The sequence below is a fragment of the Aeromonas sp. 160P genome (assembly GCF_055193095.1).
This window is the reverse complement of sequence record NZ_JBUXKV010000001.1, coordinates 3,292,282-3,318,964: the sequence shown is the minus strand read 5'-3', so window position 1 is coordinate 3,318,964 and position 26,683 is coordinate 3,292,282. Positions and strand designations below refer to the sequence as shown.

General features: G+C 59.0%; 20 protein-coding genes. 8 read left to right on the top strand and 12 right to left on the bottom strand.

From position 1 onward, the window contains the following. Positions 1-21 precede the first annotated feature (21 nt). The 5 genes from clpX to ACY8FN_RS15460 all read left to right on the top strand — a co-directional run bounded on the left by clpX (position 22) and on the right by ACY8FN_RS15460 (position 7,973). On the top strand, positions 22-1,296 hold the full coding sequence (gene clpX / locus ACY8FN_RS15480; RefSeq protein ID WP_463100509.1) for an ATP-dependent protease ATP-binding subunit ClpX: 1,275 nt from the start codon (positions 22-24) through the stop codon (positions 1,294-1,296). A gap of 141 nt (positions 1,297-1,437) precedes the next feature. Then, positions 1,438-3,792: an endopeptidase La gene (gene lon, locus ACY8FN_RS15475; RefSeq protein WP_101319741.1), complete on the top strand. Its 2,355-nt coding sequence runs from the start codon at positions 1,438-1,440 to the stop codon at positions 3,790-3,792. 240 nt (positions 3,793-4,032) lie between these two features. Further along, a complete protein-coding gene (gene hupB, locus ACY8FN_RS15470) occupies positions 4,033-4,305 on the top strand; it encodes a nucleoid-associated protein HU-beta (RefSeq protein WP_042020877.1) in 273 nt (90 codons plus the stop codon). 148 nt (positions 4,306-4,453) lie between these two features. Further along, positions 4,454-6,367, top strand: a complete 1,914-nt coding sequence (gene ppiD / locus ACY8FN_RS15465) for a peptidylprolyl isomerase (protein WP_463100508.1) — start codon at positions 4,454-4,456, stop codon at positions 6,365-6,367. A 277-nt stretch (positions 6,368-6,644) separates the two neighbouring features. Beyond that, positions 6,645-7,973 carry an IS4 family transposase gene (locus ACY8FN_RS15460; RefSeq protein WP_463100507.1) on the top strand — a complete coding sequence of 443 codons (1,329 nt, stop codon included), beginning with the start codon at positions 6,645-6,647 and terminating at the stop codon, positions 7,971-7,973. Positions 7,974-8,032: 59 nt separating this feature from the next. Here the strand turns inward: ACY8FN_RS15460 and ACY8FN_RS15455 are convergent, their stop codons facing one another. From ACY8FN_RS15455 to ACY8FN_RS15435, 5 genes are all read right to left on the bottom strand, one after another. Then, a complete protein-coding gene (locus tag ACY8FN_RS15455; RefSeq protein ID WP_042020873.1) occupies positions 8,033-9,625 on the bottom strand; it encodes an ABC-F family ATPase in 1,593 nt (530 codons plus the stop codon). A 166-nt stretch (positions 9,626-9,791) separates the two neighbouring features. Then, complete coding sequence (locus tag ACY8FN_RS15450; RefSeq protein WP_463101188.1) at positions 9,792-11,444, bottom strand: cation acetate symporter; 1,653 nt, start codon at positions 11,442-11,444, stop codon at positions 9,792-9,794. Between the two features lie 11 nt (positions 11,445-11,455). Next, positions 11,456-11,767, bottom strand: coding sequence for a DUF485 domain-containing protein (locus ACY8FN_RS15445; RefSeq protein WP_101319735.1), 312 nt, complete (start codon positions 11,765-11,767; stop codon positions 11,456-11,458). 105 nt (positions 11,768-11,872) lie between these two features. Further along, positions 11,873-12,499 carry a 3'-5' exonuclease gene (locus ACY8FN_RS15440; RefSeq protein ID WP_463100506.1) on the bottom strand — a complete coding sequence of 209 codons (627 nt, stop codon included), beginning with the start codon at positions 12,497-12,499 and terminating at the stop codon, positions 11,873-11,875. Between the two features lie 2 nt (positions 12,500-12,501). Next, positions 12,502-14,289 carry a putative nucleotidyltransferase substrate binding domain-containing protein gene (locus tag ACY8FN_RS15435; RefSeq protein WP_463100505.1) on the bottom strand — a complete coding sequence of 596 codons (1,788 nt, stop codon included), beginning with the start codon at positions 14,287-14,289 and terminating at the stop codon, positions 12,502-12,504. 168 nt (positions 14,290-14,457) lie between these two features. Here ACY8FN_RS15435 and ACY8FN_RS15430 point away from each other — a divergent pair, with 168 nt between their 5' ends. Continuing rightward, a complete protein-coding gene (locus ACY8FN_RS15430) occupies positions 14,458-15,264 on the top strand; it encodes a crotonase/enoyl-CoA hydratase family protein (RefSeq protein ID WP_463100504.1) in 807 nt (268 codons plus the stop codon). A 101-nt stretch (positions 15,265-15,365) separates the two neighbouring features. Here ACY8FN_RS15430 and ACY8FN_RS15425 read toward each other — a convergent pair whose 3' ends face one another. Beyond that, complete coding sequence (locus ACY8FN_RS15425; RefSeq protein ID WP_463100503.1) at positions 15,366-16,865, bottom strand: alanine/glycine:cation symporter family protein; 1,500 nt, start codon at positions 16,863-16,865, stop codon at positions 15,366-15,368. A 348-nt stretch (positions 16,866-17,213) separates the two neighbouring features. Here ACY8FN_RS15425 and ACY8FN_RS15420 point away from each other — a divergent pair, with 348 nt between their 5' ends. Next, on the top strand, positions 17,214-17,651 hold the full coding sequence (locus ACY8FN_RS15420; RefSeq protein ID WP_139721198.1) for a GNAT family N-acetyltransferase: 438 nt from the start codon (positions 17,214-17,216) through the stop codon (positions 17,649-17,651). A gap of 78 nt (positions 17,652-17,729) precedes the next feature. Then, on the top strand, positions 17,730-18,494 hold the full coding sequence (locus ACY8FN_RS15415) for a M90 family metallopeptidase (protein WP_463101187.1): 765 nt from the start codon (positions 17,730-17,732) through the stop codon (positions 18,492-18,494). A gap of 81 nt (positions 18,495-18,575) precedes the next feature. Here the strand turns inward: ACY8FN_RS15415 and ACY8FN_RS15410 are convergent, their stop codons facing one another. From ACY8FN_RS15410 to ACY8FN_RS15385, 6 genes are all read right to left on the bottom strand, one after another. Beyond that, a complete protein-coding gene (locus ACY8FN_RS15410; protein ID WP_042062716.1) occupies positions 18,576-19,172 on the bottom strand; it encodes an acetate uptake transporter in 597 nt (198 codons plus the stop codon). 224 nt (positions 19,173-19,396) lie between these two features. Next, entirely contained in the window at positions 19,397-22,372 is a 2,976-nt protein-coding gene (locus ACY8FN_RS15405; protein ID WP_463100502.1) for a DUF748 domain-containing protein, read from the bottom strand. A 52-nt stretch (positions 22,373-22,424) separates the two neighbouring features. Beyond that, a complete protein-coding gene (locus ACY8FN_RS15400) occupies positions 22,425-23,186 on the bottom strand; it encodes a substrate-binding periplasmic protein (protein ID WP_139692659.1) in 762 nt (253 codons plus the stop codon). 36 nt (positions 23,187-23,222) lie between these two features. Next, positions 23,223-23,633, bottom strand: coding sequence for a MerR family transcriptional regulator (locus ACY8FN_RS15395; protein ID WP_098969576.1), 411 nt, complete (start codon positions 23,631-23,633; stop codon positions 23,223-23,225). Between the two features lie 14 nt (positions 23,634-23,647). After that, positions 23,648-24,586 (bottom strand): hydroxymethylglutaryl-CoA lyase, encoded by a 939-nt coding sequence (locus ACY8FN_RS15390; RefSeq protein WP_463101186.1) that lies wholly within the window; start codon positions 24,584-24,586, stop codon positions 23,648-23,650. 14 nt (positions 24,587-24,600) lie between these two features. Beyond that, entirely contained in the window at positions 24,601-26,589 is a 1,989-nt protein-coding gene (locus tag ACY8FN_RS15385) for an acetyl/propionyl/methylcrotonyl-CoA carboxylase subunit alpha (protein WP_463100501.1), read from the bottom strand. Positions 26,590-26,683 lie beyond the last annotated feature (94 nt).

Sequence of the window (26,683 nt, the reverse complement as noted above, 5' to 3'; positions counted from 1 at the left end):
TTGATAAAACGAGGTTGCTGAATGACAGATAAACGCAAGGGTGAGGGTGACAAGCTGCTCTACTGTTCTTTTTGCGGCAAAAGCCAGCATGAAGTGCGTAAGCTGATCGCTGGCCCTTCCGTCTACGTGTGTGATGAGTGTGTCGAGCTGTGCAATGACATCATCCGCGAAGAGATCCGCGAGATCTCGCCGAAGCGGGATGGTAGCGAGCTGCCGACCCCTCATCAGATCCGTGCTCATCTTGATGACTATGTGATCGGGCAGGACCATGCCAAGAAGGTGCTGGCTGTTGCCGTCTACAACCACTACAAGCGTTTGCGTAACAGCGGCGAAAACAGTGGCGTGGAGCTCGGCAAATCCAACATCCTGCTGATCGGTCCAACCGGTAGCGGCAAGACCCTGCTGGCCGAGACGCTTGCTCGTCTGCTGGATGTGCCATTCACCATGGCCGATGCGACCACTCTGACCGAAGCCGGTTATGTGGGCGAGGACGTGGAGAACATCATCCAGAAGTTGCTGCAAAAGTGCGACTACGACGTAGAGAAGGCCCAGCGTGGCATTGTCTACATCGACGAGATCGACAAGATCTCCCGCAAGTCGGACAACCCTTCCATTACCCGCGATGTGTCTGGGGAAGGGGTGCAGCAGGCACTGCTCAAGCTGATCGAAGGCACAATCGCTTCCGTGCCGCCGCAAGGTGGTCGCAAGCATCCGCAGCAAGAGTTTTTGCAGGTTGATACCTCCAAGATCCTCTTTATCTGTGGTGGTGCCTTTGCCGGTCTGGACAAGGTGATTGAGCAGCGTTCCGTCAAGGGAACCGGTATCGGTTTTAGTGCCGAGGTGAAATCCAAGGATGCCAAGGCAACCCTGAGCGAGACCTTTGCCAAGGTGGAGCCGGAAGATCTGATCAAATACGGTCTGATCCCCGAGTTCATCGGCCGTCTGCCGGTGGTCGCCACCCTGACTGAACTGGATGAATCCGCACTTATCCAGATCCTGAAACAGCCGAAAAACGCACTGACCAAACAGTATGCTGCGTTGTTCGATCTGGAAGGGGTTGAGCTGGAGTTCCGTGATGACGCACTGAATGCCATTGCCCGCAAGGCAATGGAGCGTAAAACCGGTGCTCGGGGCCTGCGCTCCATCGTGGAAGCTGTGCTGCTTGATACCATGTATGACCTGCCTTCTCTGGAAGGTGTCAGCAAGGTGGTGGTCGACGAAACCGTGATCAAAGGGGACTCTGCACCCTTGATGATCTACGAAAATCCCGAGACCCAGGCTGCTGCATCAGAGTAAATGTCTGATTTTTAATCAAATGAAAGGGGCTTTTTGCCCCTTTCATGCTTTTTACGGTTTCGGCGATTGAATCTCATCTCTGCGCCCCCATATACTCAGCCAAGCGCTTTGCCAACGGTATAACAAGCCGAGAGGACATATATGAACCTAGAGCGTTCAGAACGCATCGAGATTCCCGTCCTGCCTCTTCGTGACGTGGTGGTGTATCCCCACATGGTCATTCCACTCTTTGTGGGGCGGGAAAAATCTATTCGCTGTCTTGAAGCAGCCATGGAGCAGGACAAAAAAGTTCTGCTGGTGGCCCAGAAGGACGCATCAACCGATGAGCCGACGGTCGAAGAGATCTTCAACGTCGGAACAGTGGCCAATATTCTCCAGATGCTCAAACTGCCGGATGGCACCGTCAAGGTGCTGGTAGAGGGGGGGCAGCGTGCCCGCCTGGAGCGGATGATCGACGATAAGGATTTCTTCGTTGGTGAGGCGCAATACATTGCCTCCAGCACCATCGAGGAGAAGGACCAGGATGTGCTGGTTCGTTCCGCTATCGGTCAGTTTGAAGGTTACATCAAGCTCAACAAGAAGATCCCGCCCGAGGTGCTTACCTCGATTTCGGCGATCGACGATGCTGCACGGCTGGCCGATACCATGGCTGCCCACATGCCGCTCAAGCTGGAAGACAAGCAGAAAGTGCTGGAGATCGTCTCTGTCTCCGAGCGCATCGAGTTCTTGATGGCGATGATGGAGTCGGAGATTGACCTGCTGCAGGTCGAGAAACGCATCCGTACGCGCGTCAAGAAGCAGATGGAGAAGAGCCAGCGCGAGTATTACCTCAACGAGCAGATGAAGGCCATCCAGAAAGAGCTGGGTGAGCTGGAAGATAGCCCGGATGAGTTCGAAGCCCTCAATCGCAAGATTGAAGAGGCCGGGATGCCAGCGGACGCCCGTGAAAAGGCGTTGGCAGAGCTCGCCAAGCTGAAAATGATGTCGCCCATGTCGGCTGAAGCTACCGTGGTTCGCAGCTATGTGGACTGGATGGTACAGGTGCCGTGGAAGGCGCGCTCCAAGGTCAAGAAAGACCTTGGCAAGGCGCAAGAGGTGCTGGATGCCGATCACTATGGCCTTGAAAAGGTCAAGGATCGCATCCTCGAATATCTGGCAGTACAGGCGCGGGTGAACAAGCTCAAGGGCCCGATCCTCTGTCTGGTTGGGCCTCCCGGTGTGGGCAAGACCTCGCTGGGCCAGTCCATCGCCAGGGCAACCGGTCGCAAGTATGTGCGGATGGCGCTGGGCGGGGTGCGTGACGAAGCGGAGATCCGCGGTCACCGCCGTACCTATATTGGCTCCATGCCTGGCAAGCTTATCCAGAAGATGGCGAAAGTCGGGGTGAAGAACCCGCTGTTCCTGCTCGACGAGATCGACAAGATGAGCTCGGACATGCGTGGCGATCCCGCCTCCGCCCTGCTGGAAGTGCTGGACCCGGAACAGAACAACAGCTTTAACGATCACTATCTGGAAGTGGATTATGACCTGTCGGACGTGATGTTCGTGGCCACCTCCAACTCCATGAACATCCCGGGTCCGCTGCTGGACCGGATGGAAGTGATCCGTCTCTCCGGTTATACCGAAGACGAAAAGCTCAATATTGCCAAGCAGCATCTGCTCTCCAAGCAGATCCAGCGCAACGGCCTGAAAGAGTCCGAGATCACCATCGAAGATTCTGCCCTGGTCGGGGTGATCCGCTACTACACCCGCGAGGCCGGTGTGCGGAGTCTGGAGCGGGAAATCTCCAAGATTTGTCGCAAGGCGGTCAAGCGCATCCTGCTGGACAAGAGCATCAAGCATGTTCAGGTCAATCAGGCCAACCTCAAGGAGTTCCTCGGGGTACAGCGTTTTGATTACGGCAAGGCTGCTGACCAGAACCAGATCGGTCAGGTCTGTGGTCTGGCGTGGACTGAAGTGGGGGGAGAACTGCTCACCATTGAGACCACCAGCATGCCGGGCAAGGGCAAGCTCACGTATACCGGTTCACTGGGCGACGTGATGCAGGAGTCTATCCAGGCTGCCATGACAGTGGTGCGTGCCCGTGCCGAGAAGCTGCGGATCAATGCCGACTTCTACGAGAAGCGTGATATCCACGTACACGTGCCGGAAGGGGCAACCCCGAAAGATGGCCCGAGTGCCGGTATCGCCATGTGTACTGCGCTGGTCTCCAGCCTGACTGGTAATCCGGTTCGTGCGGATGTGGCGATGACTGGCGAAATCACCTTGCGCGGCGAAGTGCTGCCCATCGGTGGTCTCAAGGAGAAGTTGCTGGCGGCCCATCGTGGCGGCATCAAGCGAGTGCTTATTCCGAAAGAGAACGAGCGAGACCTTGAAGAGATCCCGGATAACGTCAAACATGACCTTGAAATTTATCCGGTTCGCTGGATTGACGAGGTGCTGGAATTGGCATTGCAGGACAATCCACAGGGGTTCGAACGCGTTTCTGTCGTGTAAATGTTGATGCGCCGCAAATTTGGCGCATTCGGTGGGTGGTTAAGGCTTGCATGCGCCCGATAACGGAAGTAGCCTTGACCACCGATCGGGTACTCGTGATGAGTCGCAATGCGTTATGTGGCGCGGGTTTGCGCCAGATTGTCACTTGCAACTGATCAGGAGGCTTGCTATAAAACCTCCACTTGTTGTGGCCAGGGAAATCGACGTCGCAGCGGTATTTGATAAAAGGGGAATATAAGAGTGAATAAATCTCAACTGATTGACAAGATTGCAGACGGTGCTGATATCTCCAAGGCGGCCGCTGGCCGTGCGTTGGATGCCTTCATTGAGGCTGTAGGTGAAGCTCTGAAAGAGGGTGACCAGGTTGCTCTGGTTGGTTTTGGTACTTTCGCTGTACGCGAGCGTGCTGCCCGTTCAGGCCGTAACCCGCAAACTGGCGCGACCATTGAAATCGCCGCTGGTAAAGTTCCTGCCTTCAAAGCCGGTAAGGCCCTGAAAGACGCTGTTAACTAAGTCGGTCGCTGATATGCGTCGGCTACCGTCCTTGGTCGCAGACCAGACAAGTTAGAGAGTCTTCTCTCATACTGATTGACCAAGGCGCATCGCAATCGGTGCGCCTTTTTATTGTTTACGCCACCGAGTTCGGAGCATAAGTACAAACATGATGTTGGATAAACTACGCGAAGGGGCGCAGGGCAAGGTAGCCAAGGTTATCTTGGGCCTGATCATCCTCTCCTTTGCCTTGGCTGGTGTAGGTAGTTACCTCAACGGCCCGGCTCGTACCGCCCCCGCCACTGTGAATGGCACCGAGATCAGTGCTGCGGCACTGGAAAATGCTTACCGCAACGAGCGTGCCCGAATGGAATCCCAAATGGGAGAGGCATTCAGTCAGCTGGCCGCGAACCCCGATTACATGAAACAGTTTCGTCGTGGCGTGCTGGATCGGCTGATTGACCAGGCGCTGTTGGACAGCAAAGCCCGTGAACTGGGTCTGCGCATCAGCGATGAGCAGATCAAGCAAGCCATTGTCGCCATGCCGGAGTTTGCCGAAAACGGTAAGTTCAACAATGACCGCTATTTGCAGCTGATCCGCCGTGCTGGCATGACCCCTGAAATGTTCCGCGACTCCCTGCGTCAGGATACGGTCCGTCAACAGTTGATGGGCGCTCTGGTGGGCACCGAGTTTGCGCTCAAGGGCGAGGCAGAACAGCTCGACAAGCTGTTTAACCAGACCCGGGATCTGCGTCTGGTACGGTTGGCTGCGGCCAATTACGTTGCAGATGTTCAGGTGTCAGAGACTGAGCTGGAGCAGTACTACAAGACCAATGGCGCGCGTTTTATGAATGACGAGCAGGTCAAGGTCGACTATCTGCTGCTGGATGCCGCCACCCTCGGCAACGAGATCAAGGTGTCCGATCAGGATGCCCAGGATTACTACGATCAGCACCAGGATCTGTTCCAGCGTGCCGAGCGTCGTCAGGTGGCTCATATCCTGATCCCGTTTGGCAAGGACGAGAAAGCGGCCGAGCAGAAAGCAGAAGCCGTGCTGGCCAAAGCCAAGGGTGGCGATGATTTCGCTGCGCTGGCCAAGGCTGACTCTTCCGATACCTTCTCCGCCAAGAAGGGCGGCGAGCTGGACTGGTTCGAGCAAGGGGTGATGGATCCTGCTTTCGAGAAAGCGGCCTTTGCCCTGAACAAGGCGGGTGATCTCTCCACCGTGGTGAAGAGCCCGTTTGGTTTCCACATCATCAAGCTGTTGGGTGTTGAAGCGGCCCAGACCAAGCCGTTTGCCGATGTGAAGGCAGAGACCATCACGCGTCTGCAAGCTGACAAGGCCAAGGAGCTGTTCTTTGCCGAGCAGCAGAAGATGGCTGACAACAGCTTCGAAAATCCGGACTCGCTGGATTTGACTGCTGATGCCATGGGGATGAAGGTGCAATCTTCCGATTACTTCACCCAGGCTAACGCACCGGCTCCGCTCAATGATGGCAAGGTACTCTCGGTGGCGTTCTCCGAGCAGCTGCGTGATGACAACACCAACTCCGACGTGATTGAGCTGGCAGATGGCAAAGCGCTGGTGCTGCACATCACTGGCCATCGTCCGAAAGCGGTCAAGCCGCTGGCGGAAGTGAAAGAGCAGGTGATTGCCGCCATCAAGCATGACAAGGCCGGTGAAGTGGCCCGTGGCAAGGCGCAGGGCCTGCTGGACAAGCTGAAGGTCGGTGAGAGCATCAATGCCGATCTGACCGCGCTCGGTCTGAAGGTAGAGACCCACCAGGGTGTCACCCGCTTCGATCGGGAAATGGATCAGAACCTGATTGCCCAGGCGTTCACGCTGCCCCATCCGAAAGATGGCAAGCCGAGCGTGGCGCTGGTCACCGAGAGCAACAACGATCGCGTTGTGGTGGCACTGGACAAGGTGAATGTGCCAGCTGCACCGTCCCAGATGGTCAGCATGCTGCAAGGCCAGCTTGGCCAGGGCAAGGCCCAGGCAGACTACAAGTCGCTGATCGACGAGCTGCGTAAAACAGCCAAGATCGAGTACTTCACCAGCGTGGAAGCGACCGTTGAGTAATTGAGTGGTCGTCACCCTATTGAAAACGGCTCCTTGATGGAGCCGTTTTTTATCTGAGTGCGAAGGGACACTCAAGCCTGTTCTCTGTTCTCTGTTCTCTGTTCTCTGCGCTGTAGCTCTCTGTGGTCGTGGCGCAGCTATATCCAATATCAGTAGTGATAAACACCAGATATAAAAAAACCGGCACGTGAGTGTAATGCCGATCAGTTAAGGATCCATTGACCGATCCTTCTGATGTGTGAAAATCCGAAACCTGTTGATTGGTTTCGGATTTTTTATGCGTATCGCTCAAGCTCTCGACTTCCTCCACGCAAGTAATGCCGCTCAGTTTGAGTCACTCTCCGACCTCATTCCCAACGAGCTCATCACCACTCTGCTCGGCGAAGAGGGCGTCGCTACCCTCCGCCGTCGCCGTATGCCCATGGAGCGACTGGTCTGGGCCATCATCGGCATGGCCATCTTCCGCCACGTCCCCATGACCCAGCTGGTCAATCAGCTCGATATCCTGTTGCCTGGTGACCGCCCCTTTGTCGCCCCCAGTGCCTTCCTGCAAGCTCGCCAAAAACTCGGCCACAAGAGCATTGAGCGGCTGTTTCACGAGACCGCCGCAGGCTGGCACCAGCAGGCCAATCACCCCGGTTGGGCCGGGCTGCAACTGCTCGCCGTCGATGGCGTGATGTGGCGCACGCCTGATACCCCGGACAATGCCGCCGCGTTTGCCAAGCCCGGCACCCAGCATGGGGAGACCGCCTATCCGCAGGTGCGCATGCTCTGCCAGATGGAGCTCACCAGCCACCTGCTGGTTCAAGCGGTCATGGAGAGCTGCGCCGTCAACGAGATGGTGTTGGCCGAACAGCTTATCGCGCGCACGCCGGACCACTCGCTGACCCTGTTCGACAAGGGGTTTTACTCCCTCGGTTTGCTCCATGCCTGGCAGACCACTGGCAGCGAGCGGCACTGGTTGCTGCCACTCAAAAAGGGCACGCAATACGAGGTGGTGCGCAAGCTGGGGCGTCAGGATGCCCTGGTGCGTCTCAAAACCAGTCCACAGGCGAGAAAGAAATGGCCACAACTGCCTGACACGGTGGAAGCGCGCTTGCTGACTCGCACTATCAACGGTAAAGAGCGGCAGGTACTGACCTCAATGGTCGACCCGATGCGCTTCCCTGGCGCCGATATCGTCGAACTGTATGGCCACCGCTGGGAAATCGAGTTGGGCTATCGGGAGATGAAGCACAGCTTGCAACAGCACCGGCTGACCCTGCGCAGCAAGAAGGCGGCGGGGATACGGCAAGAGCTATGGGGTGTGTTGCTGGCGTATAACCTGCTGCGCAGTCAGATGGTGAAGATGGCGGCGAGCCTGAAGGGATACACGGCGAGTCAGCTGAGTTTTCACATGGCCTCGGTCTACCTCATCCATGAGTTGAGCTGCATGCCGTATGTGTCGCCGGGGAATATCCCGGGACGCGTTGCGGAGCTGGATAAACAGGCGGGCCAGTTTGTATTGCCGGCCCGAAGGGAGCGAAGTTACCCGCGCTGCGTGAAGCCAAGGCCACAGAAGTATGGAGTTAAAAAAGCCAATAAAAACAATGCCAGTCAGGCTTAACTGACTGGCATTAGGCACGTGAGTGCCGGTTTTTCATTGCAAGGTGGTGCAGGGGAGCGTTACGCCACACCCTGGGTACGCAGGTAATCCTCGTAGGTACCACCGAAATCACGGATACCATTTTCGCTCAACTCAACGATCCGGGTCGCCAGTGAGGAGACGAATTCACGGTCGTGAGAGACGAAGATCAGGGTACCCTTGTACATTTCCAGCGCCAGGTTCAAGGATTCGATAGATTCCATGTCCAGGTGGTTGGTCGGCTCATCCATGATCAGGATGTTGGGACGCTGCATCATCAGCTTGCCGAACAGCATGCGGCCCTGTTCACCACCGGAGAGTACCTTGACCGGCTTCTTGATGTCGTCTTGGGAAAACAGCAGACGACCGAGGATGGAGCGTACAGCCTGCTCATCTTCGTTCTCTTGTTTCCACTGGGCCATCCAGTCGAACACATTGAGGTCGGTGTCGAAATCTTCAGCGTGATCCTGCGCGTAGTAGCCGATCTGGGCATTCTCAGACCACTTGATGAGGCCGGTATCCGGGGTCAAATCGCCGACCAGCGTCTTGATCAGGGTCGATTTACCGATACCGTTGGTACCCAGGATCGCGACCTTCTCACCCACTTCCAGCATCATGTTGAGGCCCTTGAACAGCGGCGCCTCGCCGTAGCCTTTGGACACACCTTCGATTTCCAGGATGTTGCGATAGAGCTTCTTCTCCAGCTCGAAGCGGATGAAGGGGTTCTGACGGCTGGATACCTTCACTTCTTCAATTTTGATCTTGTCGATCTGCTTGAGACGGGAAGTGGCCTGGCTGGATTTGGAGGCGTTGGCACTGAAACGAGAGACGAAGGATTGCAGATCGGCGATCTGGGCCTTCTTCTTGGCGTTGTCAGAGAGCAGACGCTCGCGAGCCTGAGTGGCAGCGGTCATGTATTCGTCGTAGTTGCCCGGATACACCCGCAGCTCGCCGTAGTCCAGATCCGCCATGTGGGTACAGACGGAGTTCAGGAAGTGACGGTCGTGCGAGATGATGATCATGGTGCTTTCACGATCGTTGAGCACCTGCTCCAACCAGCGAATGGTGTTGATGTCCAGGTTGTTGGTCGGTTCGTCCAGCAGCAGGATATCAGGGTTGGAGAACAGCGCCTGTGCCAGCAGTACCCGCAGCTTCCAGCCCGGGGCCACTTCGCTCATCGGGCCATTGTGCTGTTCGATAGGAATACCGGCACCCAGCAGCAACTGACCGGCACGAGCTTCGGCAGTGTAACCATCATATTCAGCAACCAGCCCTTCGAGCTCGGCAGCTTTCATATAGTCGTCGTCGGTGGCTTCGAGGTTGGCATAAATCGCATCGCGCTCGGCGATAGCCGCCCACAACTCGCCGTGGCCCATCATGACCACGTCCAGAACACGGGTATCTTCGTAGGCGAACTGATCCTGACGCAGCTTACCGATGCGTTCGTTGACGTCGAGGCTCACATTACCGCCGCTGGGCTCAAGGTCGCCGCCGAGGATCTTCATAAAGGTGGACTTGCCACAGCCGTTGGCGCCAATAAGGCCATAGCGGTTGCCGCCGCCAAACTTGACGTTGATGTTCTCAAACAGCGGCTTGGCGCCGAATTGCATGGTGATGTTGTTGCTGCTTAACAAGATGAGTGTCCCGGTTGATCTATCAAATGGCGCGCATTATGGCACATATCTGTCGAAAGTTTTAGCAAGAACTGTGATCTGGATCGGTCAGAGGTCTATTTGGCTGAGCAGGGATCCACCATGAAAAAAGCCGGCACGGGGCCGGCTTGGTGAGGGAGTGATAACCTCAGTGGGAGGTGGCGCCAGAGGCACCCAGCCCAGTCTGGGAGCGGACGAACTGAGGCAGGAACTTGGCATGTTCGTCGGCAGCGTTCTGGGAGCTGTCGGTGATGGAGAAGAACCAGATCCCGACGAACGCCAACCCCATGGAGAAGAGGGCAGGGTATTCGTAAGGGAAGATGGCCTGGGCATGGCCCAGCACCTTCACCCACACGGTCGGGCCCAGGATCATCAGGGTCACCGCGCTCACCAGCCCCAGCCAGCCACCGTAGACGGCGCCACGGGTGGTCAGGCGTGACCAGAACATGGAGAGGAACAGCACCGGGAAGTTGCAGCTGGCGGCGATGGAGAAGGCCAGACCCACCATGAAGGCGATGTTCTGTTTCTCGAACAGGATCCCCAGACCAATGGCTACCACGCCCAGAGCCAGGGTGGTCATCTTGGAGACGCGCAATTCATCGGTCTCGTTGGCCTTGCCCTTCTTCAGCACACTGGCATAGAGGTCATGGGAAACCGCAGAGGCACCGGCCAGGGTCAACCCGGCAACCACCGCCAAAATGGTGGCAAACGCGACCGCAGAGATAAAGCCGAGGAACAGACTACCACCCACAGCGTCGGCCAGGTGAATCGCCGCCATGTTGGTGCCGCCTAGCAAGGTGCCGGTGGCATCTTTGAAGGCCGGATTAGTGCTGACCAGCAGGATGGCGCCAAAGCCGATGATGAAGGTGAGGATGTAGAAGTAGCCGATAAAGCCGGTGGCATAAAACACCGATTTACGCGCTTCCTTGGCATCGCTCACAGTAAAGAAGCGCATCAGGATATGGGGCAGACCGGCGGTACCGAACATCAGCGCCAAACCCAGCGAGATGGCGGAGATAGGGTCGGAGACCAGACCACCCGGACTCATGATGGCGATCCCTTTTTCGTGCACTTTAACGGCTTCGCTAAACAGCGCGCCTATGTCGAAATTGACCGACTTCATCACCATGATGGCCATGAAGCTGGCACCGGAGAGCAGCATCACCGCCTTGATGATCTGCACCCAGGTGGTGGCCAGCATGCCGCCAAACAGCACGTAGAGCACCATCAGGATACCGACCAGCACCACGGCCACATTGTATTGCAGGCCAAACAGCAGCTCGATCAGCTTGCCTGCCCCCACCATCTGGGCGATCAGGTAGAGGGACACCACCACCAACGAACCGCAAGCAGACAGGATGCGAACTTCGGTCTGCTTGAGGCGGTAGGAGGCCACGTCAGCGAAGGTGTATTTGCCGAGGTTACGCAGCCGCTCTGCGATCAGGAACAGGATAATGGGCCAGCCCACCAGAAAGCCGATGGAGTAAATCAGGCCATCGTAGCCAGAGGTGTAGACCAGCGCGGAGATGCCAAGGAAGGAGGCGGCAGACATGTAGTCACCGGCGATGGCCAGACCGTTCTGGAAACCGGTGATACGACCGCCCGCGGCGTAGTAATCGGAGGCCGAGCGGTTGCGCTTGGAGGCCCAGTAGGTGATACACAGGGTGGCGGCCACGAAGATAATAAACATCACAATGGCTGGCACATTGAGAGGTTGGCGTTGTACCTCGCCGGTCAGCGTATCCGCAGCCAGCAGCGGGGAGGAGGCCAGTGAGGCCAACAGCAGCAAGGTGCCTTTCATGCTTTTTGCTCTCATGACTGCACTCCCTTGAGGATCTTCTGGTTCAGCTCGTCAAACTCGCCGTTGGCACGAAACACATAGATGCCGGTCAGCACGAAGGAGGCGAGGATCAACCCCACCCCGACCGGGATGCCGCGGGTAATGGTGGTGCTGTCGTTGAGCGGGGTGCCCAGCCAGCCGGGGGCAAAGGCGATGAGCAGAATAAACGCCAGGTAGAGTCCCAGCATCAGAGCCGAGAGGGCCCAGGCAAAACGCTGGCGCTTGGCGACCAGCTCCTGGAAGTTGGGATCTTGCTGGATCCTCAGGTAGCTTTGCTGTTCCATTGCAGTTCTCCATGACATGAGTGTCAGCGGTGGATGGGGTAACCCCGACGAGCAGGGGGCCTGCTCATGTAAGCAAAATGTGAATTAAATGTTATTTATGGGCAATTAGACTTTGGGATAAGCCAATGGTGAGCCACGGGTGAGGCGCAGGTAGATGAGCGCCGCCGTGGTGGCGTCGGCAAGGGCATCGTGGGCGGGCAGGGGGGGCAGTTCAAGATGGTTGCAGATGGCACTCAAGTGCAGGTCGATGGCCGCGTCCGGATAGCGGCGATAGAGGTGGTCGTGATAGAGCTGGCTCACCTCGATCCCTTGCTGGGGCAGGGTCAATCCCCATAGTTTCTGGCAGGCGAGATTGAGAATGCGCAGGTCGTAGGCGATGTGATAACCCACCAGTTCACGGGGGCCGATAAAGGCCAGAAGCAGGCGTAGCGCGGCTTCCAGCGTCATCCCCTGTTGCAGATCCTGATGGCGCAGGCCGTGGATCACCACCGATTGGCCGGTCAGGCTGGCCGGTGGCTGTACCTTGATGGCGAGTGCCTCGCCGGTCAGCAGCCGGTTGCCCTGAATGCGCACCGCCCCGATGGAGACGATCTCGGCCTGCTCGGGATCGAGACTGGTGGTCTCGAAATCGAGGGCGATCCGCTCATCTTCCGGTGGGGTGGCAAAGAGCGGCGCGAACTCGCCAGTGCGAAAGGCGCGGCCATACCAGTAGCGTCGAGCGCGGCTTAACATGGCTATTGTCTCAGACGAAAGTGCAAGGTGAGCCACTGCTGGAACTTCTTCACCTGATGCAGCGCCTGGCGCAGCAGATCCCGCTCGCTATGGCTGAGTTCCTGTATCTGCACCCGGCTGTTGCCATCCTTGAGCTGGCTGCGCAGCCTTAGCCGGATAAAGAGCCGAAACGCCTCCGCCAGATTGCTGCCATAGTCGGCACTGAGCCGCTCGGCGGCCACCAGCGCGTCGATGCGTCCCAGGGTCGAGGTCTCCAGTATCCCCCCCTCAATGGCCAACATGCGGATGCCGTGTACCAGCGGAAACAACCCGCCTCTTTTCAGATCCAGCCCTTCCGGTGGCTGCTCCAGCCGGCCAAACAGGGTGAGCGGGGCATGAAAGGCCACCGCCGGTCGTACCATCTCCGCCAGCAGGTCCCGCCTGTCGGCCAGCTGCTCGCGCAGTGCTCTGGCAACCGGCAGATGCAGCTGGCGATCCCCCGCGATGGGGTGGGCATCGGCCAGGGTCGCAAGCCACAGCAGCTCATCCTCTGTTGCCGTGGTGCAGGCGCTGGCAATGGCCCGTTGCCACTCGCCGCCCGTTTTCACCCAGGCCGGATTGTTCACCATCACCTGCCCGGGGCAGAGCGGGTAGCCGAGCCGCTCCAGCAGGGCGCTGAATTCGGCCAGATCGGCTGTTTGGGTGGGCCATACCAGCGTTTCGGGCAGGATCAGGGCGTTGTCCTGATCGGTTTTGAGGATCTGTTCGCCGCGCCCCTCCGAGCCCAGCATCAACAGGCAGACGTTATTTTGCACCTCGGGGGGGATCACCAGCGCAAAGGCCTTGGCGATCAGTTGCTCGTTGATGGTGGCGATCAGCTTCATCAAAAAGGCGGTGTGGATCCCCTGGGCAAACAGCGAGCGGGTCAGTTGCTGCTGCTCGCGGGCCACCGCTTCCAGCGCTGGCAGGCTGTCGGCGCGGGCGATGCGCAAAGTCAGTACATGGGAGTGGGTGGAGAAGAGCCCCAGCACCTGAGTCAGTTGCAAGATGCCCGCCACCTCGTTGCCACGCCACACCACCAGTCGCTTGATGCGATGGCGGGTCATCAGCAGCAAGGCATCAAACAGATAGCTCTCCAGCGGCAGACCAATCAGCGGTGTGGGGGCCAGCACCGAGAGGGGGGCCGTCAGCGGCAATCCCTTGAGGGTCAGGGCGTGGAGCAAAGTCTTGCGGGTTGCCAGCGTGAGAGAGCCGTCGTGGGCGGGGTAGAGCAGGCAATCGGTCCCTTGGTTCACCATGGCTTCGGTCGCCGCCAGCAGTGACAGCTTGCTGTCGACGATCAGCGGTGCCTGCAGGTGGCCGGGTTCGATACGGGTCAGGATAAATTCCGCCAGATTCTTCTGGCCCAGTTGCTCGCGTTGCTCCTGCTGTTGCTGCCGCTCGGCCAGATTGGCGGTGAAGTAGCTGGCAAACTGCGGATCCTGCTCACAGAGCGCCAGAAAGGTGTGGCGAGGAATGAGCTGGCAGAGGCTATCTTCCAGTGCGGTGAAGTGGTGGCGGCAGCGGCCGTCAAACTGGGCGCGCACGTCGAACAGATCATCGACCCCGTAGTCACCAAACGGGTGGTGAGGGGCCGACTCTTCCACCGCCCCCTTGATGATGAGATAGAGGCCGGGAGGTTCGTCCCCCTCCTTGAGCAGCAGATCCCCGGCCCGAAAATAGCAGAGCGAGAGGTGGCGGGAGAGCCGCTCGCGCGCCGCCTCGTCCAGTCGGTCGAACGGTGGTCTGGCAAAATTGAACAGGGTTGACATGACAGCGTCCTTTACTGGCTTGCGGCACTGATCCTGCGTCCAGTGTGACAAAGGGAGGGGTAGGCAACCAGCCGACTTTAGTCTCAGCTGTACCGTATGTTCACACTCTGATAACGTGGTGGTATGACCAGTAGGTCGATAACCCGGATCAAGGAGAGGACAAGGAAGATGGAAAAACCAAGGATCAAGTGCGAGATCCACGACGGGATTGCCGAAGTGATGCTGACGCGGGGGGATAAACTCAATGCGCTGGACCGCGCCATGTTCAGCGCCATCGACCAGACCCTGACGCAGCTTGCCCAACACAAGGGGTTGCGGGCGGTGATCCTGCACGGCGAGGGGCGAGCCTTCTGCGCCGGGCTGGATGTCAAATCCATGCTCAAGCAGCCGGTGGCGGCGCTCGATATTCTCAAGCGCGAGGCGGACGAGGCCACCAATCTGGCCCAGCGGGTGGCTTATGGTTGGCACCAGTTGCCGGTGCCGGTGATTGCGGTGACTCAGGGGGTCTGTTTCGGCGGTGGCCTGCAGATCGCCCTTGGTGCCGATTTTCGTTTCACTACCCCCGATTGCCGCTTCTCGGTGATGGAGATCAAGTGGGGCATCATTCCCGACATGAGCGGTAGCGTCACCCTGCGCAACCTGATGGGGGTGGATACCGCCATGGAGCTGGCCATGAGCGGACGTGAGCTGGATGCGGTCGAGGCCAAATCCCTCGGGCTGGTAAGCCGGGTCTGCGCCGATCCGCTGGCAGAGGCGCGCGAGTTCGCCCGCACCCTCATCACCAAGTCGCCGGATGCGCTGGCGGGGATCAAGCAGCTCTATAGCCAGGCCTGGGCCCGCAGCGACGAAGTGATGCTGAAAGAGGAGACCCGGTTGCAAAAGCAGATCCTGGGGCGACCCAATCAGTGGCGGGCCACCTTCAACAGCCTGTTTCGCTGGCGTCTGCCATTCGGGCCGCGCCGCAATCCGCTCTGACCGCGAGTAGCACGAGCAGATAGAGAGCAAAAGAAAGATAGCGCGCAAAAGAAATGGCAGCCGAGGCTGCCACTTTTATGGGTGCTTTACGCTGGTGTGGTTCAGGAGATCTTGCGATCCGGATCTGGCTCGAACGGGTGGCCTGCTTTCTCCCGCTCCAGATTGTCCTCGGAGCGGTGGCCCATCCAGTAATCGGCGTTTTTGATGCCGAGCTTCTCCGGGTGGAACACTGGATCCAGTCCTTGTGCCTGCTGGGCTTCATAATCCTTCAGGCAGGTGAAGGCGGTCTTTTGCAGCAGCAGGATGGCGACGATGTTGAGCCAGGCCATCAGACCGACCCCGATATCACCCAGACCCCATGCCAAGTCTGCCGTCTTGACGGTGCCATAGACGGTAGCGGCCATCAGCGCAATTTTCAGCAAGAAGGTGAGCCAGGGGCGATTCATCTTGCGGTTGATATAGGCGATGTTGGTTTCGGCAATGTAGTAGTAGGCAACGATAGTGGTGAACGCGAAGAAGAACAGCGCGACGGCCACGAACATGCTGCCAAAGCCCGGCATCATGCTCTCCATGGCGGTCTGCACATAGCCCGGGCCTGCTGCGATACCGGCAATACCCGTGTAGATGGCGGCGCCGTCCGGCCCTTGTACGTTATAGAGCCCGGTGATCAGCAGCATAAAGCCGGTGGCGGAGCAGACGAACAGGGTGTCGATATAGACGGAGAACGCTTGCACCAGACCCTGCTTGGCCGGGTGACTCACAGCGGCGGCGGAGGAGGCGTGCGGCCCGGTACCCTGACCCGCTTCGTTGGAGTAGACCCCGCGTTTTACCCCCCACATGATGGCCAGACCCAAAATGGCACCGAAACCGGCATCCATACCAAAGGCACTTTTCCAGATCAGCAGGATCACGCCCGGCAGGGCAGAGATGTTGAGGGCGATGATGACGCAGGCCACTATGATGTAGCCCAGCGCCATAAAGGGCACCACGGTACTGGCGAAGCTGGCGATACGCTTGACGCCACCGAAGATGATAAAGCCAAGCAGCAGCGCCAGACCGGCGGCAGTGACGTTCGGATCAATATCAAACGCGGTTTTCAGGCTGGCACCGATGGAGTTGGCCTGCACGCCCGGCAGCAGCACGCCGCAGGCGAAGATGGTGGCGATGGCGAAGGTCCAGGCGTACCACTTCATGCCGAGCCCTTTCTCGATATAGAAAGCCGGGCCGCCGCGGTATTCACCGTTGATCTTCTCTTTGTAAACCTGACCCAGGGTGGATTCCACGAAGGCAGAGCTGGCGCCGAGGAAGGCCACCATCCACATCCAGAACAGGGCACCCGGGCCACCGAAGGTGATGGCGGTTGCCACGCCCGCGATGTTACCGGTACCCACTCGACCTGCCAGGGTCATGGCCAGCGCCTGGAAGGAGGAGACACCGGCATCGGTGCTCTTGCCATCAAACATCAGGCGCACCATCTCTTTGATATGGCGCAGTTGCAAAAAACGAGTACGCAGGGAGAAGTAAAGACCGACCCCCAGACACAGGTAAATGAGCGCAGGGCTCCAGATCACACCGTTGATGGCATTGACGATTTCATTCATGTACAACAACTCCTTTGTTGTTTTTGTGGCGCTGTCTTGGCGAGATCTTGGCCTCGCTCTCTGTCACTGTTTTCGGCCCAACTTGTTAACAATTCAATTAACAAATGAGCACGAGGTTGAGGGGTTAAGCACAGCGCAAACACGCGCCATGCGTGGGTTGTAACATATCGAGTTGTATCGGTACTTCCCAGTGAAAAATGTTGCCTTGTTGCAAATTTGTGAATTGACAAGGGTGGGGGGATAATGGCAAGCAGCGTTTTCTATGAGTAAAAATGAGATCCTCCTTGTTGATCTGCGCCGATCAATGTGACGGGCGTAACACAATGGAAAGCAAACATAAGGCCAATCATGAAAGAGATTGCTGAAACATTGACGATCCGCGCCCCTGAGGCCGCTGACGGGAGCGCTATCGCCCACCTGTTCAGCCAATTGGGGTATCCTGCCGAGGGCGGTGACGTGACGGCGCGCCTGTTGGCGCCAGATCCCGCCAGTGCGGTATTGCTCGCCTCCCTGGCCGATAAGGTGGTCGGGGTATTGGTGTGGCACAGGCTGGCACCGCTGCATGTTGCACCAGCGTGGGGCCTGATCTCGGCGCTGGTTGTCGATGAAGGGGCAAGAGGGGCGGGGGTTGGCGCAGCCTTGCTCAAGCGAGCTGAACAGATGGCGCGTGCCGCAGGTTGCGCCCATATGGAGCTTTCCAGCAGCCTCAAGCGCGAGGCGGCCCACCGTTTCTATCTGGCGCAGGCGTATCAGGAGCGGCCGAAACGGTTCATCAAACTGCTGTGATCTGGTTTTTTGCTTAAAGAAGAAGGAGTAGGCGTGCTGGGATGGTTCAAATGGCTGGGTGGTCGCCCGCAAACGCCCATGAGTGAAGATGAGCTGGCGCTGTGGCGCCAGGGGCTGGCGGCAGTGCCCATCTTGCAAGGGCTGAGCGAAGCCGAGCAAACCACGCTCATCGGGCTGGGGCAACAGCTGCTCAAGCGCAAGACCCTGACCCTGATCGGGGTAGAGCTCAGTCCCCGTCAACAGGCGGTGCTGGCGCTGCAGGCGGCGCTACCCATTTTGCATCTTGGAGCTGACTGGTATCGCGGCTTTCACGAAATCATCATCATTCCCGAACCTGTTACGCGCAGGCAGGAGGTACAAGATGAGTTCGGGCTGGTGAGCGAAGTTGAAGAGGAGAACGCCGGTGAATCCTGGCCGCAAGGGCCGCTGGTGCTGGCCTGGAGCGATCTGCAGCAGGACGGTGACTGGGACGGCTTTAATCTGGTGATCCACGAGCTAGCCCACAAGCTCGACATGCTGGGCGGTGAGGCGGACGGCACGCCCCCCTTGCCGGGGCCGATGAGCAGCCAGTTGTGGCAACAAGCCTTTCAGGCCGCCTTCGATGCGCTGTGCCAGCAGCTCGACCGCGACGAAGTGACCGCCATCGATCCCTATGCCGCCGAACATCCCGCCGAGTTTTTCGCCGTCAGCTGCGAGTGCTTCTTTACCGATCCGCTGCGGCTGCAGCAGGTCTATCCCGCGGTATACCGGCAACTGAGCCAGTTTTTCAGTCAGGATCCCGCCCTGCGTTTCCCCGCCACCCGCTTGCTGGCGGGGGAGGCGGATGCCGAGTCACTTATCTGATCACCGATCAGCAGATGGCTTATTCGAAATAGCAAAAAGGCACCCGAAGGTGCCTTTTTCACAATCTGAATGGCTTGCCTATCAGGCAGCAGCTTTCAGCTGTACGGCGGCGGCTTTCTTGTGATCGCCGATCGGCATCACTGTGCGGCCGAACTGCTCGTTGATCACGGTGGCCATGGCCAGGTAGATAGCGCTGGCGCCACAGATGATGCCTTCGAAACCGGCGATGGTGCCGATCAGGGTGCTGCCGGTGAAGTCACGGGCGGCCAGCAGGAAGAACAGCACGGTCAGGGAGGCGAACACGAACTGCTTGGCACGCGGGTAGTTGACAGTACCTACCAGCATGAACAGGGTGAAGACACCCCACAGCAGCAGATACCAGCCCATGTAGGCGTGCGGGGTGGCTTCGGCCAGACCCATGGTCGGCATCACCAGCAGGAACACCAGGCTCAACCAGAAGAAACCGTAGGAGATAAAGGCGGTGACACCGAAGGTGTTGCCACGCTTGTACTCCATGATACCCGCGACGATCTGGGCCATACCGCCGTAGCACAGGCCCATGGCCAGGATCATGGCGCTGATGGGAAAGAAACCTGCGTTATGGATGTTCAGCAGGATAGTGGTCATACCGAAACCCATCAGACCCAGAGGGGCAGGGTTGGCCAATTTTTCGCTCACGTGGCGTTCTCCAAAAATAGAGGTGGGGGGTTAACAAAAGACGCGCGATTTTAAGCAGGGGATAGATCTCCTGCAAGGGGGGAAGAGGCAAAAAACGTAAAAAAACTACGTGATTATTTGTGTGGCAGGCTAAATGCTCACCAAATCAGGTTGTTTGGTGAGCAAAAGGTGTCAAAAAAGTTGAAAGGGTGTGTTTTTATTACGCAATGATAAAAGGGGCTGATTTACTGATCCAGCGTCAGCACCACTTTCGCCTCCTTGTCCTCCTCCTTGACCTGACTGTCGAGTACAAACAGCCGTTCCGGGGCGATCCCCTGGCTGTCGACCAGAAACTCTTTGGTATTCTGGGCGCGGCGCATGGCGAGATTGCGCAGGGATTTGGCGGTGATGAGTTGTTGCTCCTGCAGCAGGGCAATAGCTTGGGCCCGCAAGGCGGGGCTCTCTTCATCCAGACTGAGGCGGTCAGCCAGATCATCGAGATCTTCGGAGAAACGCTCCTGGTAGGCTTTCGCTAGCGCCTCCTGCAGGTCGGGATCTTGCTCCAGCAGGTCAAGATCGGCCTGATTACCGGTGAGTTTGGCCAGCACTCGCTCCAGTTTCTGCCGTTGCAGTATGGGGCGCTCCTCGTTGAAATTGACCTTGCCGCGAATATTCATGCTGAGCTTTGGCCGATCCTTGAGGGCCTGCGCCAGCTTGGCCAGTTTGTCCAGCTGGGTTTGGGTCAGGTCGGGGTCTCCCGGCAGGAAGGGGAGTTCATCGAGATCTTCGGTGCCATCGGCCAGTGAGGCGAGCAGCGAGAAGGGGGAGGTGATCGCCTTGCTCAGGGTGTTGCCCAGCACATCCCAGAAGATATTGCCGATGCTGAAGTCCGGCTGATCGAGATCCCCCTTCACCTTGAGGTTCATCTGTATGACCCCATTGGCATCGCTTAGCAGGGCGATGGCCAGCCCCAGCGGCAGATCCTTGGCCTGCTCGCTCTTGATCTTTTCGCCCAACTGCAGCTTCTTGATGGTGATGTCGTTATCCCCCTCCAGCCGGTTACCCTCCAGCTTGTAGTGCAGCTTCATGGAGAGCTGGCCCTTGTCGATGGCATAACCGGCATAGGTGCCCGAATAGGGGGTAAAGGTGGTGAGCTCCAGATTGTTGAAGGCCACCGCGATGTCGAGGATCGGGTTGGCGACCAGCAGGTTGGTGCCGCCGCGAATGGTCACCGGCGCATAGCGATCTACCTTGCCGTTGAAGGCGAGATCGGAGCGTTGCCCCGGAATATTGCTGATATGGCGGCTCTGACCGCCCAGCGAGGCGATATCGGCCACGAAATCCTGACTCAGGCTGCGATCTGCAAAGCGCAGATTGCCCTGCTCGGTACGCAGCTGGTCGATGGTGAAGCGAAAGTCGGGGCCCTTGCTGCCAGCAGCCGCTTGAGTGCCTGCAGCCGCTTGAGCGCCTTTGCCCGCCGCAGGTTGCGGCAGCAGCAGTTGTTGCAGGTTAGTGATGCCATCCTCGTTGATCTCGATGCGGGCGAAGGGTTTGCTCAGGGCAATGTCCTTGATCCGCATCTGCTGGCTGATGCCATCATAATCGAGGCCGGTGAGCTGGAGATTGCTGATCTCGAGGAGTCGCTGGTTGTCAGCCCGATCGACCACTTTGAGCCCGCTGATATCAAGACCTCCTTGCAGGGTCAGTTTGCCCAGCGCCCCTTGCGCCGTGGTGGCGAGATCAAGCTTGGTCTTGCTGCTCAGCTGCCCGGTTTGCAGCTTGATGCGCAGCAGATCGGCCAGATAGGGCTGCGCCAGCGCCAGGGGTAGCCCCTGCTGGCTGATCTCGCCGCTTAAGGCGAAAGGGATCAGGGTCAGCTGACCGGCAAAGGTGACGGGGCTGTTCTGGTTGAAGTGGGTGGCCAGGGTCAGTTTGCTCGGTTGCTCCCCCTTGCTGCCCAGTGGCCCCAGCGCCAGCGTGAGGCCGGAGAGCTGGCGCGCCAGCGGTTTGCCGCTGCTCGATTCGGTGAGGGTCAGATCGCCCTTGTCGATGGCGATCTGCTTGATCTGCCACTGCCAGGGTTTGTCTGCGGCAGTCGGTTTGGCCGTTTTGGTAGCTTTGGCATCTTTGGCATCTTTGACGGGTTTGGCAGGTGCTTGCTCAATGAGCAGATCCGCCAGATCCAGCTCCTGCTGCGCATTAAGGGTGGCCTTAAGGATGGGCTGCTTTAGGCTCACCTTGCCGATCTGCAGCGACTGTTTTTGGCCATCGATCGCCAGTTCGCTGAGGGCCAGCTGGCTGAAGCGGGCAAACTCGTCGCCCTTGTGTTTTTTAAGCTGCCAGTTGTCCAGCATCAGCTTGCCTTTGGACAATTGCCACTGCACCCCTTGCTTGCCCTCTTTGAGCAGGTATTCCACCTCCGCGTTGGCGTGCCCTTTGGCCAGCTCCAGCGTGAGGTAGGGGGCCCAGAGCGGGGCAAAGGGTTTAAGCTCGACCTGCTTGAGGCTCACCTTGCCCTGACCCATGCCACTCATCACATCGAGCTTGCCGTGGGCGGCGAGGCTGCTTTTACCGTTGATGGCGGCATTGAGCTGATAGGCGGTCGGGTGGTTTGCCTCGGTGCGCAGGTTATCGAGCTTAAGGCTCACTTTCTCCAGATTGAGAGGGGGCAGCCAGCCAGGTTCGCTCTCCTTGCGCTGATCCTGATAGCGCACATGACCGTCAGTGACAGCGATGCTGGCAATATCGACCAGCAGCGGGGCGCTCGCCGTCTCGGGTTGCGGGGACGGAGCAGGGGCGAGCAGGGTGGCCAGCGCATCGGTCAGATTGAGTCGAACGTCCCCTTTTTTGTCTGCCAGCCGTTGCAGCAGTACTACAGGTTTGGTCAGGGTGACGGCGGAAAGCACAACCCCCTTCTGCTGCCAACTGGCGTGCAGGTTGGGGGTGATCAAGAGCTGCTCAAAACTGACGATGGGCTGCTGCTTGGCATCGAGCAGGGCGGTGGCGCCAAGGGTGAGGGAAGGGTGGCGCAAGCCTACGTCAATCTCCCCAAGAGTCAGCTGCAGGCCGTAGTGTTCGGCCAGCCAGCCGGGCAGATAGCGCTGGACAAGTCGGGGTGTCTGCCACAACAGCAGGGTGATCAGGATCAGCAGAAGCAGGAAAGCGTAGGCAAGGTAGCGCAACAGGCGAAGCTTGGGGAACGCGGGCTTGGTGGTGTTCATATGGTGCACTCCCATTTGGTTCCCGCCATGGTACAGAAAAGCGGGATAGTAATCATGGGGTTGCGTACTGTTGTACGCCGTACTTTGTCCAAAGGCGATCCAGTTCACCCTTTTGCTGCAGAGCTGCCAGCCACTGCTCCAGCTGGGCAGGGGTAATGGGGGCCGCAGGGTGGAGAATGGTGCGGTGTTGATACTGTTGATCCCATTTTTGCGAGATCAGCAGCTGGTCGGCCGTGTCGGGATGGGCCAGCAGATACTGGTTAAGGTATGAGACGTTGAGAATGGCCACCTCGCCACGCCCTTTGAGCAGGGCTTGCAGGGCGCTGATGTTGTCTTTGACCAGGGTGATATTCAGTGTGCGCTTCAGGTAGGCGGGATCGGCATTGAACTGACCAACGCCATAGTGATAGCCGGTCACCCCGATGAGGTGATGGCTGGCCGGATCGTCGAAAAAGCGTTGATCCCGGCCCGCTTTTTTCAGGGCCACATAAACCTCGCCACCACCGAGGAAGGGGGCTGTCATCTTGTATTGATCGGCTTGCCAGCCCCAGTTGCTGTCTTCAAACAGCATCAGGGAAAAACGGCCCATATCGAGCGCCTTGTAGCGGTTGGCTGCCGAGGTGGGGACAAACACGAAGTTCACCTCTTGCTGGACGGCGTTGAGCTGGTCGATGAGATCCAGGGTCAGCCCTTCATAGTGTGAATCGGAGAGCTTGACCACGAAGGGGGCATAGGGGTAACCGCCAACCTTGATCAGGGGGCGGCTCCAACCGGACAGGCTGAATAACAGCAAAAACCAGCACCAATATTTCATGGGTTCACCAGGGCAATGGCATGTTCCCAGATTCGGTTAATCTGCGCTGCTTTTCAAGCTGTTAAGGGAATTAACACAGCGCTGTTCGGCCGCCTCCAGCTCGGCCATCACCATCTGGATATCGTCCAGTTGCTGGCGCAACGCGCTGCGTTTTTCATCAATAAGCTGGATCATCGAGTTGAGCTGGGTGTTGCTCGATTTGTCGGTGTCATACATCTCGAACAGCTCGCGGATCTCGGCTAGGCTAAACCCCAGCCGCTTGCCGCGCAGGGTCAATTTCAGGCGGGTTTTCTCCTTGTGGCTGTAGATGCGGGTTTGCCCCTCCCGCTGCGGGGTGAGCAGCCCCTCATCCTCGTAGTAGCGGATGGTGCGCGGCGTGATATCGAACTCGTGGGCCAGCTCCGAGATGCTGTAGGTGATCTCCTTGCCAGGCTGGGAACGGGACATGGTGATGCCTCCTGTCAGTGGGCAGATGGCTGGCAGAGGCGGGCCCGCAGCCGCTCGGCATTGGCGTGCAGGGCCTGGCCGACCCGCGAGCCGTTGGGGCGGCCGAGCTGCTCGCTGACCCACTGGCCGGCGGCCGCCAGTTTGTCGAGATCCACCCCGGTCGTCATGCCAAGGCCGTGCAGCAGGTAGACCACCTCTTCTGACGCCACATTGCCGGAGGCCCCCGGTGCATAGGGGCAGCCACCAAGGCCCGCCACCGAACAGTCGATGGTGCGAATACCGCGCTCCAGCGCGGGCAGCAAATTGGCCAGCCCCTGGCCGTAGGTGTCGTGAAAATGTACCGCAAGGCGACCCGCCGGGATCTCGTGTAGCACCGCATCCAGCATCGGGACCACAGTGCCCGGGGTGCCAACGCCTATGGTGTCCCCCAGTGAAATTTCGTGGCAGCCGAGATCCAGCAGTTGCTCGGCCATGGCGGCGACCCGTTTCGGGCGGGTCGGGCCATCGAACGGGCAGGCGATGACGGTGGAGAGGTAACCGCGCACCTTGATGCCGAGGCGGCGCGCCTCCTGCACCAGCGGGGCGAAGCGCACCAGGGATTCTTCGACGCTGATGCCGATATTGGCGCGGGTAAAGCCATCGGAGCAGGCGGTGAAGAGGCCAATTTCGTCGGCGCGGGCGGCGATGGCGGCCTGCAAGCCTTGCAGATTGGGCACCAGCGCACCGTAACGGGTCTGCCCCTTGCGCGGCAGTGCCTGAAAAAGTGCGGCGGAGTCAGCCATCTGCGGCACTTTTTTGGCAGAGACAAAGGCCCCCACCTCGATGCGCTGCAGGCCGCTGTCGGCCAGTCGCTGGATCAGCTCCAGCCGCTGGATCAGTGCCAGCGGGCTGGCTTCATTTTGCAGGCCATCGCGCGGCCCCATCTCCACCAGACTGACCTTGTCATCCGGCATTGCTGATCCTCTCGTCATGGGTTGCTCGCTTGTTGGTTGATGGCGTTATGCTCGGCATCGGCATCGGCAAAGCGCACCAGCACGGCCCCCTGGCTTACCTGCTCGCCCTGTTTGCACTGCAGGGCCTCGATCACCCCGTCCCGCTCTGCTCGCAACTGGTGCTCCATCTTCATTGCCTCCAGCACCAGCAGGGGTTGCCCCTTACTGACCATTTGGCCGGGCTCGACCAGCACGGCCACTACTATGCCGTGCATGGGGGCGATGGCGCCCTGCGCCTTCTCATTTGTCTGATCATGGTGGTGATCGTGCAGCTGATCATCGGCTGCGAAGCGGATGCGCTGGCCCGCCAGCCTCATGACAAAGGTGGCATCTGTGCCTGCGATCGCATCGATAGGGATCCGTTGCCAGCAGCCACCCTGTTGCAGGTGGATGTGATCATCGCCGCTCTGGTAGCAACAGATCTCCCCTTGCCACCCAAACTGGCCGTCATGATCGTGAAGGGTCAATACCCGGCGCTCATCACCGATGCGCACCGCCGCCGTCCAGCAGCGATCCGGCCCCAGCCGAAATCCGCAGGCTTGCTGCCAGGGGGAGGGGCCCGCAGGGCGACTCGCCAGCCAGAGGGTGGCCAGCGGCCAAGCGAGTTCAGGAATGGGCTGCGGTTCAGTGGGGATGGGCCACTGGGTATGGTGGCGCATGGCCAAGACGTCAGGCTCTTCACACAGCCGCAGCAGTAGTGGGCCGTTGTGCGCCAGCGGGCCGAGATCCAGCGCCGCCAGCGCATCGGCCAGTTGGGCGAACGCCTCGGCGCGGCTTTGGCCGTGGGCGATCAGCTTGGCGATCATGGGATCGTAATAGGGACTGACCTCATCGCCAGCGGTGACGCCGGTGTCGATGCGCACGCCATCCGGCCAGCGTAGCCAGTGGATGGGGCCGCTGGCGGGCAGAAAACCGGCCGCCACATCCTCGGCGTAGAGGCGTGCCTCCACCCCATGGCCGCGCAGCACCACTTCATCCTGAGTCAGTGGCAGCGGCTTGCCTTCCGCCACGGCAAGCTGCCAGGCCACCAGATCCTGTCCGGTCACCGCTTCGGTGACCGGATGCTCTACCTGCAGCCGGGTGTTCATCTCCATAAAGAAGAACTCATCTTTGCAGAGCAGAAATTCGATGGTGCCAGCCCCCTGATAGTGGATAGCTTTGGCAGCGGCCACGGCCGCATCCCCCATGGCGCGCCGCAGAGCCGGGGGAATGTTGGGGGCGGGCGCCTCTTCAATCACCTTCTGGTGGCGCCGCTGCAAGGAGCAGTCCCTGTCCCCCAGATAGATGGCGTTGCCAAGGCTATCGGCAAAGACCTGCACCTCCACGTGGCGAGCCTGGGGCAGATAGCGCTCCAGCAGCACCAGATCGTCGCCAAAGGCGGCCTTGGCTTCACGTTTGACTGCCGCCAGCGACTCGTCAAAGTCGGCCAGCTGATCGACCCGCCGCATCCCCTTGCCACCGCCGCCGCTGGCGGCCTTGATAAGCAGCGGGAAGCCAATCTGACTCGCCTGATCGCGCAAAAAGTCCGGCCGCTGATCCGTGCCGTGATAGCCGGGCAGCACAGGTACGCCGGCTGCCTGCATCAGCGCCTTGGCGCCCGATTTGTCGCCCATGGCGAGAATGGCGGCGCCGCTTGGGCCGACAAAGCGAATGCCGCGCTGCTCGCAGGCGGTGGCAAAGTCGCTGTTTTCTGACAGAAAGCCATAACCGGGATGGATGGCATCGGCGCGCGCCGCTTTGGCAATCTTCAGCACCTTGCCGGTGTCGAGGTAGCTCTCTCTGGCTGGCGCGGGCCCCAGATGCCAGGCCTCATCGGCCAGGCGGGTGTGCATGGCATGGGCGTCAGCATCGGAGTAGAGGGCGATGGTGTGGATGCCGAGGCGTTTCGCCGTCTTGATGATCCGCACGGCAATTTCGCCGCGGTTGGCAATCAGCAGACGTGTAATCGGAGTGTGATGAGTCATTTTGGCTCCCTGTTGTTCAAGGTGCACAAGTGCAAAGCGTGTTGATCCGCACTCCGGTTATATTCGCCGCGATTAGCGATCAGCAGGCGCTTGA